Genomic DNA, 15612 nt, shown 5'->3' on the forward strand with positions numbered 1-15612 from the left:
AAGCCTATTAAAGGGCGCTGCACAAAAAGTCGGAATTTGTGTTGAGCCGGAATTTACCTTCCTGCTGAGTTTTTCGTTGTAATATTTACGATCTTAGCGGCAATAGCCGCTATGGTCGTATTTTCGCTCATAGCTTGTTTTTGCAGTCGCCGATACGCGTTATTTTCGCTTAATCCGAATTGCTCCATTACTACCAGTTTTGCTCGCCCAATCAGTTTTTGTTCCTGTATTGCGCGCTTGGCCTCTTCGAGCTCCCGCCCCATATCTTCTATGTGTTGGGCCTGTGAACGCAGTAAATCATAAAAAGAGCGGTGAGCAGATAAAGTCTTCGTTTGCTCGTTAAGTGACAGCGTTTTGATTTCGTCTTCTTTAGTGTCTTCCGCGAGTCCAGGCATACTTGGATCGAACAATAAGGTGAGCGGTGAGCCATCAGTAGCGTGTTCATCATTGAAGCGCGTAAGCAACTGCTGATGATTGGCCATCTCATTTTTTGCATCGGCCACTTTACTGTTAGCTTGCTGAGTAAGGGCCTCAGTGAGCGCCACTTCGATAGTCTGCATTGCATCCATTCGACGTGTTGCTACATCAAACCAAACTTCCGATATTTCTCCGGCAATCGGACTGCCGTCACCAAGCTGTGCAATCATATTTCTAAGTTGTGTAATATCGATTGCAGCAGGGCTTTTGTTCAACGCGTCTAATGCATCTTTATGCGGCTTACAGCTAAACTCACAGAATATACTGAAGTGATGTTCTTGGGCATGCTGAAGCGCGGCCAGCTTTTCACAAAGGCGAACATCGAAATGAGTTTCAGCGAAACCAATAGCGCCCCACGCCCGCTCCTGCCCAGCGTATTCTTTTGCCTGCATAAAGTTGAACAGTGCAACCAATAAGCGAGTGATTGTTGGGTCGCTTGCAATATCTGCCGCTTCAAAAATAACCGTAAGTAAACTGGCAACTAGACGACTATATGCTCGTGTGGATTCCAGTGGTGTCAGCAGCTGCTTGCTTACCTGTTCTCTCAGTCTGGGCAGGTAGTCCGTCGCCTGCATAGCAAGTGTAATGCTGCTCAACAACCGCGGGTTACCCGTGGTGATCTCATCTGTCAGGTAGAGCGATTTCAAGTGGCTTTTCAACATTGACTCCGCTTGCTCGCTAGCACTGACGTATTGCATTCGCTCAGCGGCATAACGCTCGCCTTTTGAAGCAAGAAAGATATTGCTGGCTCCACGCTCTTTTTGCAGTTCATGAATGAGTTCTCGAACGGCAATTACAATTCGACAATTACTAGATAATTGCTCAAGCACGGTTATTTCGGCGTGCTTGGCCGCTAGCAAAAAGCGCTTAGTGGCGTCGCTACAAAGCGCAATGGTCTGTTCTGGTTCATGAAGCATGTTAAGGCCTGCTAATCTTCGGTACACACGTTTCGAATTTTCTATTGATGAGTGCATCTATTGGCGAAACGTTTTTTGAAACTCTTTGCTCTTAGTCCCCTGCACTCAGCAGAGCAATACGTGTACCAAGCAACACTTATGCCCTGTTTATTAGAATTAATGAAGATAAGCGTTAGAGTGAACAAAAACGCCCGGAGTGCTGACATTTCGCGGCATGTGGTTCGGCTGGAATTTTAACTTAAGGTGACTTTATAAGGGGAGACGGGAAGGTTAGCGGCGTTGGGAGAGAAGAAGCTGCGCCAAAATGGTGCAGCCTCGCAAAATCTGTGGTTTTGCTTTCCAGATTAGTTTCTGACTACGCGAAGAAACCAACCTACAAACAGTGATATTAAGAAACCGAAGAAGGCAATCATTGTGGTGATGGTTAGCATTTGTCCAGAAAAATCAGCATTCTCGCCAGTGTGCTCGCTTACTAACATCCCTGATGCTTTAAAAATAAATAGTGCAGCTACAGAAAACAATAAGATAACGGCGGTCGACATGATAGTGGCTTTCCAATAAGCCTTCGGCGACATCCAATGAATAGCGCCTGCCACTAGCACGCACAAAATAGTCAGAATATAAGGTACCACTTTAACTCCTCGTTGAATAAGACTTGTGCCTTATTGCGACGTCTTACCGTAGCCCCGTATTAGAAATCGAAGCGCATTGAACGACGCGGTTAATAAAAACCATTATACGATGCCATGTACGATGTAATTTGTCAGCATTCGCTATTAAATTAAGCCCTGAGACCGTACATGAAAAATTGACAAGCTCACAGCATTAGGAAAGGGGCGAAGAGCCCTGTGCTTATCACGTAAGCGCCAAGTAGTTCGGACTGGGGCCTGTTGATCTTTGCTGCACATCAACGTTCAACAGGCCCTAGTAACAATCTATTAAAAGATTTTGAGCTACAATGGTGATAGAATCGCCGAAAAAATCTCCTACCTACTTGGTGTTCTGCTTTTGCGCAGCTTACGCCACGGTGGGTTGTTGTGTTTAACATCTTAGCTTCTGAGAGAACATGTTCGATTTAATTACCAGTAAAGACAGCAACGTTAAAAACGACGTGCTATCAGGTATTACCGTGGCGCTTGCCTTGGTCCCTGAAGCCGTTGCATTCGCATTTGTGGCCGGCGTAGAACCAATGATTGGTCTTTATGCGGCTTTCATGATGGGCTTAATCACTTCCGCTATTGGCGGCCGACCAGGAATGATTTCTGGTGCTACCGGCGCCATGGCCGTTGTAATGGTGGCACTGGTTGCCCAACACGGCGTGCAGTATTTATTTGCCGCGGTTATTTTGGCTGGTTTACTGCAAATAATGTGCGGTATTTTCAAGCTCGGGAAGTTTATTCGACTGGTGCCATATCCGGTAATGCTAGGCTTCGTAAATGGTTTGGCAATTGTTATTTTCCTGGCGCAGTTAGGCCAGTTCAAAGTCACTAACGCAGCCGGTGAATTACAGTGGATGGAAGGTACGCTGTTATATTGGATGCTAGGGCTTGTGGCGCTAACCATGGCCATTATCTATTTATTGCCAAAGCTAACCAAAGCTGTACCGGCGTCGCTGGTTGCGATTGTTACGGTGACCTTGTTAGTACATGGTCTTGACCTTGAAGCGCGTACTGTAATCGACTTTGTTCGTGACTTGCTACCAGCTGACCAGCGCGATACCGCAACGCTAGCCGGTGAGCTTCCTAGCTTTGCTATTCCTATGGTGCCGTTCACCTGGGAAACCTTCATGATCATTCTGCCTACCTCAGTCATTCTTTGCTTGGTTGGTCTTATTGAATCGCTCCTTACCCTTTCATTAATTGATGAAATGACAGATACCCGCGGGCGCGGCAACAAAGAGTGCGTTGGCCAAGGCGTTGCAAATACCGTAAACGGTTTCTTTGGCGGTATGGGCGGTTGCGCTATGATTGGCCAAAGTATGATTAATATTAACTCTGGTGGCCGTGGCCGCTTGTCTGGTATCACCGCGGCGGTTGTATTATTAGGCTTTATTCTATTTGCTGCTCCGCTAATTGAAATGATTCCTCTCGCTGCCCTTGTTGGCGTTATGTTCGTGGTGGTTATCGCTACATTTGAGTGGGCGTCATTCAGAATTATTCGCGGCGTAAATAAAGAAGATGCGTTCGTACTTTTCCTAGTAACAGGCGTTACCGTTATCGCTGACCTGGCTATTGCGGTTGTTGTGGGTGTTATCGTCTCAGCACTGGTGTTTGCATGGAAACACGCTCGTCATATTGAAGCGAGATCCCATATCGATAACGACGGTTGGAAAGTCTATGAGCTAGACGGCCCGCTGTTCTTTGGCTCGGTATCGCATTTCAAAGACCTGTTTGATATCGCCAACGACCCTAATGATGTAGTCATTGACTTTAAAGACTCTCGCATTTGGGATTCATCAGGTATCGATGCGCTAGATACCCTTGCTGACAAATACGAAGAGCAGGGTAAAAAGCTACACATTCGCCATATCAGTGATGAGTGTCGCTCACTGCTTCGCAAGGCCGATAAGTTTGTTGAAATCAATGTGGTTGAAGATCCTCGCTACCGCGTAGCGACGGATAAGCTGGCCTAAGTTATTTGAAAGCCTTAATGCACCAAGTAAACACAGTTTTGCGTTTGTTTGGTGCAGTTGTGAAGTCTGAATAATGCTTATTTTGTAGTAAATCAAATAAAAACAATTGTTTACGGTTTTGGCACTGAACTTGGATAGCTATAAACGTAAAGTGTGTTTTGGTGATTTGTGTCAATCGCTGAAAATTGTGTGATTTATAACACTCCGTAAAATGTGTTAGCCGACCTAAACCGTTGGCAAAATAGGCAACGAAGCCCGCATCAACGAAAGTTGAAGCGGGCTTTTTTTGTCCCGAAAAAAGGGGAATACCATGACTTCATTGGACTCAAAAACGCAAATTGTCGTCGTAGGCAACGGCATGGTGGGGCATCATTTTGTTGAGCAGCTTCACCAAAGCGATGCCAATGTAGAAATAACCGTTTTATGCGGCGAGTCACGCCTTGCGTACGACCGCGTTTATCTGTCGTCTTTTTTTAGCGGCGCGAGTGCTGATGACTTAGCGCTCACTACACCCGCTCAGTACGCCGAGTGGGGCGTAAACGTAGTTACCAATGCCTTGGTTACCGATATAGACCGTGACAATAATAAAGTGACGACTTCTGAAGGGCAGGTGTTTAGCTACGATAAGCTTGTGTTAGCTACGGGCTCATACCCATTTGTGCCACCCATCCCTGGCAACGATCAAGAGCATTGCTTGGTGTACCGTACTATAGACGATCTACTCGCTATTGAAGCTTCAGCAGCAGTGAGCAAAGTAGGGGTTGTTGTTGGTGGTGGGCTGTTGGGTTTAGAAGCCGCTAACGCATTAAAGCAAGCCGGTCTCGACACCCACGTGGTTGAGTTTGCCCCGCAGCTTATGGCGGTTCAGCTAGACCAAGCAGGTGGTAACGTTCTTAAGGACAAAATTGAAGCATTGGGCGTTACGGTTCACACCCAAAAGGCAACGCAAACTATTGAGGCCGGTGATACCTGCCGCTATAAAATGGTGTTTGCTGACGGCACTGCACTAGAAACTGACATGATTTTATTCTCTGCCGGTATTCGACCTTCCGACCAGCTCGGCAGAAAGTCAGCGCTAACACTGGGTGAGCGCGGCGGTATTGTCATTGATAACCACTGCGTGACGTCTGACCCAAACATTTATGCTGTGGGTGAATGTGCGCTGTGGGATAACAAAATATTTGGCCTGGTAGCACCTGGCTATACCATGGCGCGCACGGCTGTAAGTCATATAACCGGCGGTGATGCCGAGTTCGCTGGCGCAGATATGAGTACCAAACTCAAGCTAATGGGTGTGGAAGTGGGCTCAATTGGCGATGCTCATGAACGCACAGTCGGTGCGCTTAGCTACACCTATTTAAATCAGCCAGAAGGCGTGTACAAAAAGCTGGTGGTAGATAGCGAGCAAAAGTACGTGCTTGGTGCTGTACTCGTTGGCGATACCAGCGACTACGACACGCTCCTACAGTATGCACTTAATAATATTGAATTACCTGAACACCCAGAAAGCCTAATTCTGCCCTCATCCGATGCTGCACCGGCGCTAGGTGCCGATGCACTGCCAGACACCGCGTCTATTTGTTCATGCCTAAATGTGACAAAGGGCGATATTGTTTCAGCCATTGAAGGCGGCTGTTGTAGCGTTGGCGATGTAAAAGGCGAAACCAAAGCCAGCACAGGGTGTGGAGGTTGTGCTGCCTTACTTAAAAATGTTGTGGATAGCGAACTTGAAAAGCGCGGTGTGGAAGTATCAAAAGCCATTTGTGAGCACTTCAACCATACCCGACAAGAGCTATTTCACATTGTTAAGGTAAACGGCATTCGCACCTTTGACGAGCTACTAGAGCAGCATGGTGAAGGTCTAGGGTGTGAAATTTGTAAGCCCGCTGTCGGCTCAATTTTAGCCTCGGTGTATAATGACTACATTCTTAAGGCTTCACATCTTCCTCTGCAAGACACCAACGATATCTACCTTGGCAACATGCAAAAAGATGGCACGTATTCCGTTGTACCGCGTGTACCTGGTGGCGAAATAACGCCTGAGAAGTTAATTCTGCTCGGCGAAGTGGCAAAAGAATACAACTTGTACACCAAAATCACGGGTGGTCAGCGCATTGATTTATTTGGAGCGCGCGTAGAGCACTTACCTGATATCTGGGAAAAACTGGTCGCTGGTGGTTTTGAAACCGGCCATGCTTACGCGAAGGCACTGCGTACTGTTAAATCCTGTGTGGGAAGCACATGGTGCCGCTACGGTGTTCAGGATTCTGTTGGCACTGCCATTGACTTAGAGAATCGTTACAAAGGCTTACGTGCGCCGCACAAAATTAAATTTGCCGTTTCGGGGTGTACCCGTGAGTGCGCAGAAGCCCAAAGCAAAGACATTGGCGTTATTGCTACCGAGCAAGGCTGGAACCTGTATGTTTGCGGGAATGGCGGCATGAAGCCTCGACATGCAGACCTGTTTGCCACCGACCTAGATACCGAAACCCTTATTAAGTACATCGACCGCGTGCTGATGTTTTACGTGAAAACGGCTGATCGCCTACAGCGTACATCGGTGTGGATGGACAACTTAGAAGGTGGGTTAGCTTACCTGCAAGACGTTGTGATAAACGATGCTCTTGGCATTAATGGTGAGCTTGAAGCACAGATGGATGCTGTGGTTGATGCTTATCAGTGCGAATGGAAAACCACCATTGAAAACCCTGAGTCGCGCAAGCGTTTCCGTCAATTCGTAAACAGCAATGCTAGCGACACCAATATTCAGTTTGTTTCAGAGCGAGGCCAGGTTCGCCCAGCTACTGAAGCTGAAAAAGTAGCAGGTAAAGATCAGTTCATTCCTGTCTCTATGGTATAGCCACCGGCTTATCAACCCTGTTAGGAGAATCAAATTATGTCAGCAGCGCAAAATGTAATGGCGTCAGAACCACAGCAAGTGCAATGGCACTATGTTTGTGAGACGAACGACTTAGTGACAAACAGTGGGGTTTGCGCCCTTGTCGACTCACAGCAAGTGGCAATTTTCAGTTTGAAGATAAACGGCGAAACCCAGGTTTTCGCCATTAGTAACTACGACCCTATTGGTAAAGCAAACGTACTCTATCGCGGGCTTCTAGGGTCGATAGGCGGTGCGCCTGTTGTCGCTTCGCCTTTATACAAAGAGCATTACTTTCTAGAAACCGGGCTGTGTAAAGAACACGACGATGTTTCCGTCACGGCTTACGCTGTGAAGGTAGAGGGCGAAAAGGTTTTTGTGGGCGTTTAAGCAAACTGCCTTTATTTGAACACCCACATGAAAAAAGCCTTCTAGCCAAATGCATTCAAAAGCTGTGAAATCGAAAAAGGTAATGAAATGAATATGCCTACACGACAACCCGACATGATGTCTGAACAATTAAGACAAACAACATGCCCATACTGCGGCGTAGGGTGTGGTGTAGATATCAGTTGCAACGTAAGTCCGCGTGCCATAACCCTGGACACTGTTAAAGGCACGCCAGAGCATCCCGCCAATTATGGAAGATTGTGTGTTAAAGGAACAAACCTGCTTGAAACAAACGACGTAAACGGACGTTTGCTTCACCCAACCATGGCAGGTCAATCGGTGGATTGGGACACGGTCACCGATGTGATTGCGGATAAGATCACCTCTACCATTGCGCAGTATGGCGCGGATGCCGTTGCTTTTTATGTATCGGGTCAGCTTCTCACCGAAGACTATTACATTGCCAATAAGCTTATGAAAGGTTACATCGGCAGTGCCAATATCGATACGAATTCACGCCTATGTATGTCATCAGCCGTTGCCGCGTACAAGCGTGCGTTCGGTGAAGATGTGGTGCCTTGCGATTACACCGATTTGGAATGTACAGATTTACTGGTGATCACCGGAAGTAATGCGGCGTGGGCGCACCCAGTGCTTTTTCAACGCATTCAGCGAGCAAAGCTGAAAAATCCGAATATGAAGGTCATTGTTGTTGACCCACGCAAAACCGAAACCTGTACCATTGCCGATTTACACCTTCCTATAAAGCCGGGTAGCGACGTAGCGCTATTTAACGGTTTACTCAGCTATGCAAACGCGCAAGGTCGAATAGACAAATCCGCCGTTGAGACCTTTGCAGAGGGGCTTGATGAAACGCTCAATAGTGCAAATGCTTTAACGTTAGATGACGTTGCTGAAGTATGCGACCTGGACGTTAACAGTATTAAGGCCTTTTTTGATGCCTTCTGCAAAGCCTCTAGCGCAATTACTTTTTATTCTATGGGCGTAAACCAGTCTTCTGCTGGTGTGGATAAAGCCCAAGCCATTATCAACTGTCATTTAGCAATGGATTTAATTGCTAAAGACGGTTGTGGCCCGTTTTCAATTACTGGCCAGCCCAATGCCATGGGAGGGCGTGAAGTTGGTGGGTTAGCCAATATGCTAGCTGCTCATATGGACCTTGAAAACCCTGATCATATCAGCGCTGTTAAAGCCTATTGGAATGCACCCGTCATGCCTAAAGGGCAGGGGCTTAAAGCAGTTGATTTGTTTAATGCAATTGAGAGTGGAAAGGTAAAGTTCGTTTGGATAATGGGGACTAACCCTGTTGTCAGTATGCCAAATCGCGGTCAAGTTGAGCGCGCACTTTCAAAGTGTGACATGGTGGTGGTGTCTGATATTGTTGAGTCTAACGATACGCTTAACTACGCGCACATTGCCCTTCCTGCCACGGGGTGGTCGGAAAAAGACGGCACGGTAACAAACTCAGAGCGCCGTATATCACGTCAGCGCGGTATATTGCCTCCACCAGGTAGTGCAAAACACGATTGGCAAATACTGTGCGAAGTGGCGGGTAAAATGGGCTTTGGCGAGGCATTTAGTTTTACCCATCCGTCACAAATATTCTGCGAATACGCTGGGCTAACCGGCTATCAAAATAACGGTAAACGACAATTAGACCTGTCACCTTTACAAGCGTTAAGTGAAGCTCAATACAACGGGCTATCGCCTTTGCAGTGGCCCTTTCACACAGTTAAAAAAGCTGAGAATACGGCCAGTTCTAATTCTCAACCTAGCCTTACCAGTAAACGTCCTTTTGAAGACAAGCAGTTTTCAACACCCAACGCCAAGGCTAGGCTTATTCCCGTAACTTACAAAGCGCCATTGCAGGTGACATCAGACGCTTATCCTTTTGTTGTGAACAGCGGGCGAGCGCGAGATCAGTGGCATACCATGACACGCACGGGTAAAGCGGCAAGGTTACTGGCTCATATGCCAAGTGCTAACGTGTATATCAACCCTAAAGACGCTGCTAAATTGGGCGTTGAAAGCGGAGATCTTGTTTCTCTTTCAAGTGCAGTATGTAAAGACACTCCTGTTATCTACCCGGTAAAAATGGATACGGATATGCGCAAAGGGGAAGTATTCATTCCCATTCACTGGTCGGCGCAATGGGGTTCGCACAGTAAACTAGGCGCACTTTACGCCAGCGCGGTAGACCCTATTTCAGGGCAGCCAGAGTTAAAACACGCGGCGGTAGCTATCGCGCCTGCTCATTTCACTACCTACGGCAAGCTCTTTGTTTCATCAGTAAACCAATCAGCGCATAATTCAAAACTTAATCCCTTTAGTGAAGACGCGCTAAAGCATGCGTGTGATTACTGGAATACGACACCGCTTGAAAGCACAGAGGCGTCTTCACCTTTAAATAACTCGGATGCAGCATTATCAGTATTGAATGTTGCTTCGAACAAAGGTCGTCGAGATTTTACCCAAGGGTTGATACCTCTGCTGCCGCAAAACGCGGTGCTATTGCAGTTTCATCATCATACATACTCAGTATGCCTTGCGCTTGTCGATGACACTCTTTGTTTCGCGGCGTTTTTGGGCGATGAGCCAGAAAAGGGTGGAAGGGCACCAGCAGCCGCACATACAACAGCGCAGTCAGCGCCACATTCAAAAAGCACATGGTCAGTACCTAACGAATGGCTCGCCAGCCTTCTCAACACATCTATTTCTACAGACATACAGCGCAATTTATTACGAGGCCAAGTAGACGACGCATTTTTAAATGGTGATGTAGTTTGTAGCTGCTTTGAAGTGCGCGAAAAAACCATTACACATGCCATCGAAGAAGGCTGTAGTTCGGTGGCAGAGCTTGGTGAAGCATTAAAGTGTGGTACGAATTGTGGCTCGTGCAAGCCCGCCTTGTCTCAGCTGATAGACAAGCATTTAGTCATTGAAATTCAATCTGTTTAGGAGCGTTAAATCATGTCAATTGCATCTAGTTGGTCGTTACCGTTTTTGCGCACCTTATTTAAACCGCAGAAACCTTTGTTAAACCTCTTTTATCGCGATGCTATTTCTACCTCGGTCACGACCGTGACGACGCGCCAGCGCTCCGATAATCCAAAAGCTCCAGCTAAGCATTCATACTTTGGCAAGTGGTTGAAGTTAGCAAACAGGCAAACTGAAGGTCATAAACAAGGGCAGGTGTTCATCGTCGGTGCTGGCCCTGGTGATGCCGAGTTACTTACGTTAAAAGCGTTTCGTCTTCTGCAACAAGCCGATGTCGTGCTGTTCGATGCTTTAGTCAGCGAAGATATTCTCGCGCTAATTCCCTCTAAAGTGGTGAAAGAATATGTAGGGAAACGCTGCAAAAAGCATAGCTTTACCCAAGACGCTATATGCAAGCGAGTGGTTGAATTGGCAAGCAACGGTCACACTGTCGTACGGTTAAAAGGCGGTGACCCAGCGCTATTTGCAAGAACCTGCGAAGAAACCGATGCACTCACAAAAGCCAACATTCCTTTTGCTATTGTTCCTGGTATTACGGCAGCATCGGGTGTGTCAGCCTATACGGGGATCCCTTTAACCGACAGGCGTTGTGCTCAGTCGGTGAGTTTTATGACCGCACATTTTAAGGACGTGGATCAATGGCCAGAGATGGCACCCATGGCGCAAAATGTATTGAAGCAAACCATGGTGGTTTATATGGGGCTAAGCCGACTTGAAGGGCTATGCAAAGGCTTGATTCATCACAACGTGCCAACCACATGGCCAGTAGCGGCAATTGAAAATGCCACTTCGCCTGAACAGCGCGTGATCACTGGCGTGCTTGCCGATATTCATAGCAAGGTAGAAGCAGCAAATTTAACGGGGCCTACGTTACTTATATTTGGAAAGGTGGTAGAGTCTCGTCAACAGGTAAATACTCTTCTATTACATTCATCCAAGCATGCAGCAACCATTTAGTGAATACATAAAAATTATTGGCAAAGGTCAAAAAGGGGGGCGTAGCCTTACCCGTGACGAGGCTTATCATGCCATGAAAATGGTATTGGCCAATGAAGTGACAGGCGATCAACGCGGCGCATTTCTTATGTTGCTGCGTACCCGTGAAGAAACACCAGAAGAAGTTATTGGCTTTGTCGATGCATGCAGAGAGCTGATAGAACCAGAAGTTAAAAACCTCGCCCCCACGTTAGATATTGGCTGCTACGCGGGAAAGCGTCGCCAGTTACCGTGGTACTTATTGGCCGTAGCGGTTCTAGCCAACAATGGTTACTCGGTTATGCTCCACGGTGCGCATGAACCGGGTTCGGGACGCCTTTATGCAAGTATAGCGTTACCCCAATTGGGCCTGTCTGAAGTTAGCAGTATTGAAGATGCCAAACAGCAGTTAACGGATAAAGGGGTGACTTACCTTGATTTGTCTTATTTGCTGCCTGCGCTCGACACAATTATTAAGCTTCGTGAGGTATTTGGCCTGCGTTCATGCGCTAACACCCTCGCAAGGTTGTTGAACCCCACCGCTGCACAATTTTGCGTACAGGGCGTTTACCATATGCATCTTGACCACAAACACTGCCGCGTTAATGAAAATTATCCATCTATAGATGCGCTTTGCTTTCGTGGTGATGGCGGAGATCCTGAAGTTAATGGTGAGCGGGAAACTGAGCTATTTATTACCCGAAATGGTGAGACCGAAGAAGTAATAATGCCGGTGGTTGCTGACAAATGGGCGCTTAAAGATAAAGACATGAACGTTAACGACATGCTTGATGTGTGGGCGGGTAACGCGAATAGCCTTTACGGTGAACAAGCCGTTTTGAGCACACTTGCCAGCTATTTAGTGCTGCTACAAAAGTGTGATGTCGCAGATGCCCTGTCCCAGGCAAGGCAGCTTTGGGCACAGCGGGATAAAAGCGCAACGCCATTTTAAGGACCTGCGTTTTCTGAGCGGGCAATTATCTATATTGCTTGATATAAAGCCCTTCTTTTTAAGGAAAAATAGCCAATCGTCGCATTGACTTAATCGTTGCTATACTTGTTAATAGTATTAACAAGTCTTCCTTAAGTGGTGTTATGCGAATCACGCAATGGCTCGTATTTTTAGCTAGCCTGTCGCTCTTATTTCGAGCAGGTTATGCTGTATCTGAAAATCGAGAACAGGTCACAACCTCTAGCGTAACTTTCGTACTAACCGCAGATATGCCTAATATTAGCGACGCACGCACAGGGCGTTACGCTAATCTTCAAACCCTCGTAAAACAACAGCGGCAAATTAGTGAAACTGTCTTCTTCATTTTCGGCGGCGGCTCGATTGGGCCGAGCGCGCTATCCTCGTTTGACCGTGGCTCCCACATTATTGATATTCTCAATTCCCTTGAGCCAGATGTGATGGGGGTCACGAAGAGAGAATTTAGTTTCTATGAGGATGAATTATCTCTTCGTTCTTATGAAGCAGCCTTTCCATTGGTAGCCAGCAACGTAATAGACAACCGGGTGGGGCGTTCCCCAGATGGCCTGCACACTTCTGTGATTGTAGAAAAAGAAGAATTAACTCTTGGTGTTATATCAGTTTTACATGAGAGAGTGATAGAAGAGTACCAATTATCTGATATTGCTATAACGCCTCCTCAAAAAGCCATCATGGAGGAGTCTAAAAGATTGCGACAGCAAGGCGCAGATATTATTTTGCTGCACTATTCCTAACCGTTCCCTTTTATTAATACCATGCTGAACAAACGTATTATTGATGTCGCTTTCATAACAGACAGTCGCTTGGACGAAAAAAGTTTGCTCGAAACTACGCGTCATCCTAATAGCATGGTACTTACGCAGCAGGGCACCGCTGTCGTTGCTAGTTTCGTGAAAAATGCTGGGTGGCAAGCAACGTCATATACAGAGCAGCCATTAGAAGATATAGAGGCTGATGCTGAGTTAAACGAGCAACTCATTGAGTATGAAGCGCGCCTAAAGCGGTTGTTAAATATACAAATTGGCGAATGGAAGATTGCCGTTTCGACTGCGCGCAAAGAAGTGAGAAGTGAAGAGAATCCTTTTGTAAACTTTGTCGCGGATACCATTAAACGCTATGCCAATACTGAAATTGCCTTGATAAACGGAGGCAGTATCCGAGGCAACAAACAATATACGGCAGGTACACCAATTACTCGGCAAGATATTGTCACCGAAATGCCGTTTCGTGCGCATGTTGTGGCTTTGGATATAACTGGCGCTCAGTTAATTCAAGCTCTGGAAGAGGGGCTTTCGCAATATCAAAATTTAAAAGGTGGTTTTCCTCATGTATCGGGTATGTCTTATAGTTTCGACCCTTCAGCGAAAGTGCTTCAACGAGTAAAAAATGTCACCATTAATGGAAAGCGAATAGATAAGTCGAAAACCTATTCACTGGCTACAAGTAACTTTCTGGCTAATGGGGGAGACGGTTTCTATGCGTTAAAGAATACCGAAAAGCGTCCGGCCTTGAGTACACGACCCCCTCAAATATCAGACCTTGTGATGCAGGCCATCGTCAATCAATACGATATAAAGCCTAAAACTGATAACCGCATAATAAACATGGCAAAAGGCGGTTGATCAGATGCAGCATAAGAAAAAGACCTTGTATCTGTTTATCATTGCACAATGCAGCGTGATGGGATTTTTTCTTTTGATACTGGTTTTGTCGCTGCTGCGTTTAAATGACGTGCGAAAAGTACTTGACGATATCACCTCGTCTTCTATCCCCACTCTTAGCCAAGCTACTGAAATTACGCGTGAAGTTCAGCACTTAATTTCACTTACTGCGCGATTAACATCGTCTGAGAGCCAATCGTCTCGGCGTATCGTCAAAACCCAGTTGGATGAAACGATAGAGCGCCTGGATTCCTCCAATTTGAAGCTTGAGCAAGGAGACAAGTACTTAGCGACGCAGCTGAATGTACTTACACTAGAAATAGAAGAACTAAACGCATTAGTGCGTCAGCGGATTGATGTCGAAAAAGAAGTGCGGGTGGAAAGGGAAGTACTATTTACTTACTTGAACAATATTTTTGAAGACAATAAATCGCAGTATGTGGGTATTCAATCTTCTCAAACGCTGGTTCCTCTGATATTACAAATTGCCCAAATAAATCAGCAGTTCCAACTGCATGAGTTACGCAAGTTAGAGGACAATATTGAAGAAAGCATCGCTTCCTTGCGTGAGGCGACAACGCTCGACAAGCGCAGCAGCGAACTGGTAAGTGCGCTAGAGGAGGGGGTATTAGGTAAATGGGGCATGATTGATAAACAAGCCAATGTCATGCGCATTCGTGGACGTTCAAGAGGGCGAGGCAGTTTTGTTGAGCACTTGGCTGAAGAAGTCGCGTCAAATATTGAGTTTAGAGCATCTTCAATCACAAAAGACACCTCATTTTACGCATTGTCTGCCAACCAGGCTGTGTCCAAACAAATAACCCTGTCATTGGCACTTTCATTAATTGTGATGATTATTTGTTGCGCCATCATCTTCTATATCTACAAACGTATTATTCTGCGTTTAATTGCTTTAACCAACTTGGTTGAAAAAAATAGTGAAGAAGTAGCAAGCTTCGAAGGCAGTGACGAGATATCTCGCCTGGCTAAAACCTTCGCACTGTATTTTGAGAGAGTAAAGAGCCAAGAAACCGAATTGATTCGTTTGTCACTTAGCGATCCGCTGACTAACATCCCAAACCGACGGGCATTTGAAATGGAAATGGAAAAGGTAATAGCGATGTCAAAACGGTATGACTGGCCGTTGACGGTAGTTATCTTGGATGTCGATAGTTTCAAACTTTACAATGACAATTATGGTCACCCTAAAGGGGATGAATGCCTGAAAGCCGTCGCTATTGGGCTTAATGAAGTCATTACCCGTAACACTGATTTTTGTGCTCGATACGGTGGTGAGGAGTTCGTAGCGATTTTGCCCAATACCGATGAGAAAGGCGCGAAGGTGAAAGCTGAAGAGATTCGAGATGCGATAGAATCATTAGGGATAGAGCACAGCAAGAGCACAGTTTCACCCGTAATTACCGCAAGTTTGGGCGTTGCAACGGTCAATTTCGTTAATCACCACAACTGGACGTTAACTTCGATCCTTAATACCGCTGATAAAGCTTTGTACGACGCCAAAACGGGCGGCCGGAATCGCTGCGTGTTTTCATCGCTGCCATGAGTATTTTTGTATAGTAAAAAGAGGCGGGTTTATGTCAATCCCCAAACTGGGCTATCTCTAATCTTTATTGAACAAAAAAACTTCAGTTTTATTTGTGTGAAACATCAAT

11 protein-coding genes are annotated in these 15612 nt (G+C 46.3%); 9 read left to right on the forward strand and 2 right to left on the reverse strand.

Features of this window, described 5'->3' with window-relative positions; all coding sequences use genetic code 11:
- Nucleotides 1–53: 53 nt before the first annotated feature.
- Both AWH61_RS00450 and AWH61_RS00455 read right to left on the reverse strand, forming a co-directional pair.
- Nucleotides 54–1394, reverse strand: coding sequence for a nitrate regulatory protein (locus AWH61_RS00450; RefSeq protein ID WP_039224912.1), 1341 nt, complete (start codon nt 1392–1394; stop codon nt 54–56).
- Nucleotides 1395–1738: 344 nt separating this feature from the next.
- Nucleotides 1739–2026: a hypothetical protein gene (locus tag AWH61_RS00455; RefSeq protein ID WP_014948232.1), complete on the reverse strand. Its 288-nt coding sequence runs from the start codon at nt 2024–2026 to the stop codon at nt 1739–1741.
- Between the two features lie 434 nt (nt 2027–2460).
- Here AWH61_RS00455 and AWH61_RS00460 point away from each other — a divergent pair, with 434 nt between their 5' ends.
- The 9 genes from AWH61_RS00460 to AWH61_RS00500 all read left to right on the forward strand — a co-directional run bounded on the left by AWH61_RS00460 (nt 2461) and on the right by AWH61_RS00500 (nt 15503).
- A complete protein-coding gene (locus tag AWH61_RS00460; RefSeq protein WP_014978293.1) occupies nt 2461–4026 on the forward strand; it encodes a SulP family inorganic anion transporter in 1566 nt (521 codons plus the stop codon).
- Between the two features lie 310 nt (nt 4027–4336).
- Entirely contained in the window at nt 4337–6886 is a 2550-nt protein-coding gene (gene nirB, locus AWH61_RS00470) for a nitrite reductase large subunit NirB (protein WP_014948235.1), read from the forward strand.
- Between the two features lie 36 nt (nt 6887–6922).
- On the forward strand, nt 6923–7294 hold the full coding sequence (gene nirD / locus AWH61_RS00475) for a nitrite reductase small subunit NirD (RefSeq protein ID WP_014975661.1): 372 nt from the start codon (nt 6923–6925) through the stop codon (nt 7292–7294).
- 87 nt (nt 7295–7381) lie between these two features.
- A complete protein-coding gene (locus tag AWH61_RS00480; RefSeq protein ID WP_075175958.1) occupies nt 7382–10273 on the forward strand; it encodes a nitrate reductase in 2892 nt (963 codons plus the stop codon).
- Between the two features lie 12 nt (nt 10274–10285).
- On the forward strand, nt 10286–11269 hold the full coding sequence (cobA, locus tag AWH61_RS00485; protein ID WP_075175959.1) for a uroporphyrinogen-III C-methyltransferase: 984 nt from the start codon (nt 10286–10288) through the stop codon (nt 11267–11269).
- On the forward strand, nt 11253–12239 hold the full coding sequence (locus AWH61_RS00490; protein WP_075175960.1) for a glycosyl transferase family protein: 987 nt from the start codon (nt 11253–11255) through the stop codon (nt 12237–12239). Before cobA ends, AWH61_RS00490 begins: the two co-directional genes overlap by 17 nt.
- A gap of 143 nt (nt 12240–12382) precedes the next feature.
- Nucleotides 12383–13012, forward strand: a complete 630-nt coding sequence (locus AWH61_RS20200) for a metallophosphoesterase family protein (protein WP_249922578.1) — start codon at nt 12383–12385, stop codon at nt 13010–13012.
- Between the two features lie 69 nt (nt 13013–13081).
- Nucleotides 13082–13900 (forward strand): bifunctional metallophosphatase/5'-nucleotidase, encoded by an 819-nt coding sequence (locus tag AWH61_RS20205; RefSeq protein WP_249922579.1) that lies wholly within the window; start codon nt 13082–13084, stop codon nt 13898–13900.
- A 4-nt stretch (nt 13901–13904) separates the two neighbouring features.
- Nucleotides 13905–15503 (forward strand): GGDEF domain-containing protein, encoded by a 1599-nt coding sequence (locus AWH61_RS00500; protein ID WP_014948241.1) that lies wholly within the window; start codon nt 13905–13907, stop codon nt 15501–15503.
- Nucleotides 15504–15612: the final 109 nt, after the last annotated feature.

The organism is Alteromonas sp. W12 (assembly GCF_001924945.1).
Lineage (GTDB): Bacteria > Pseudomonadota > Gammaproteobacteria > Enterobacterales > Alteromonadaceae > Alteromonas > Alteromonas macleodii.

Excerpts from the sequence above, each read along its gene's own strand:
- AWH61_RS00500 (WP_014948241.1), top strand. The coding sequence starts at position 13,905 with ATGCAGCATAAGAAAAAGACCTTGTATCTGTTTATCATTGCACAATGC.
- AWH61_RS00460 (WP_014978293.1), top strand. The coding sequence starts at position 2,461 with ATGTTCGATTTAATTACCAGTAAAGACAGCAACGTTAAAAACGACGTG.
- AWH61_RS20200 (WP_249922578.1), top strand. The coding sequence starts at position 12,383 with ATGCGAATCACGCAATGGCTCGTATTTTTAGCTAGCCTGTCGCTCTTA.
- AWH61_RS00450 (WP_039224912.1), bottom strand. The coding sequence starts at position 1,394 with ATGCTTCATGAACCAGAACAGACCATTGCGCTTTGTAGCGACGCCACT.
- cobA (WP_075175959.1), top strand. The coding sequence starts at position 10,286 with ATGTCAATTGCATCTAGTTGGTCGTTACCGTTTTTGCGCACCTTATTT.
- AWH61_RS00490 (WP_075175960.1), top strand. The coding sequence starts at position 11,253 with ATGCAGCAACCATTTAGTGAATACATAAAAATTATTGGCAAAGGTCAA.
- AWH61_RS00480 (WP_075175958.1), top strand. The coding sequence starts at position 7,382 with ATGAATATGCCTACACGACAACCCGACATGATGTCTGAACAATTAAGA.
- nirD (WP_014975661.1), top strand. The coding sequence starts at position 6,923 with ATGTCAGCAGCGCAAAATGTAATGGCGTCAGAACCACAGCAAGTGCAA.
- nirB (WP_014948235.1), top strand. The coding sequence starts at position 4,337 with ATGACTTCATTGGACTCAAAAACGCAAATTGTCGTCGTAGGCAACGGC.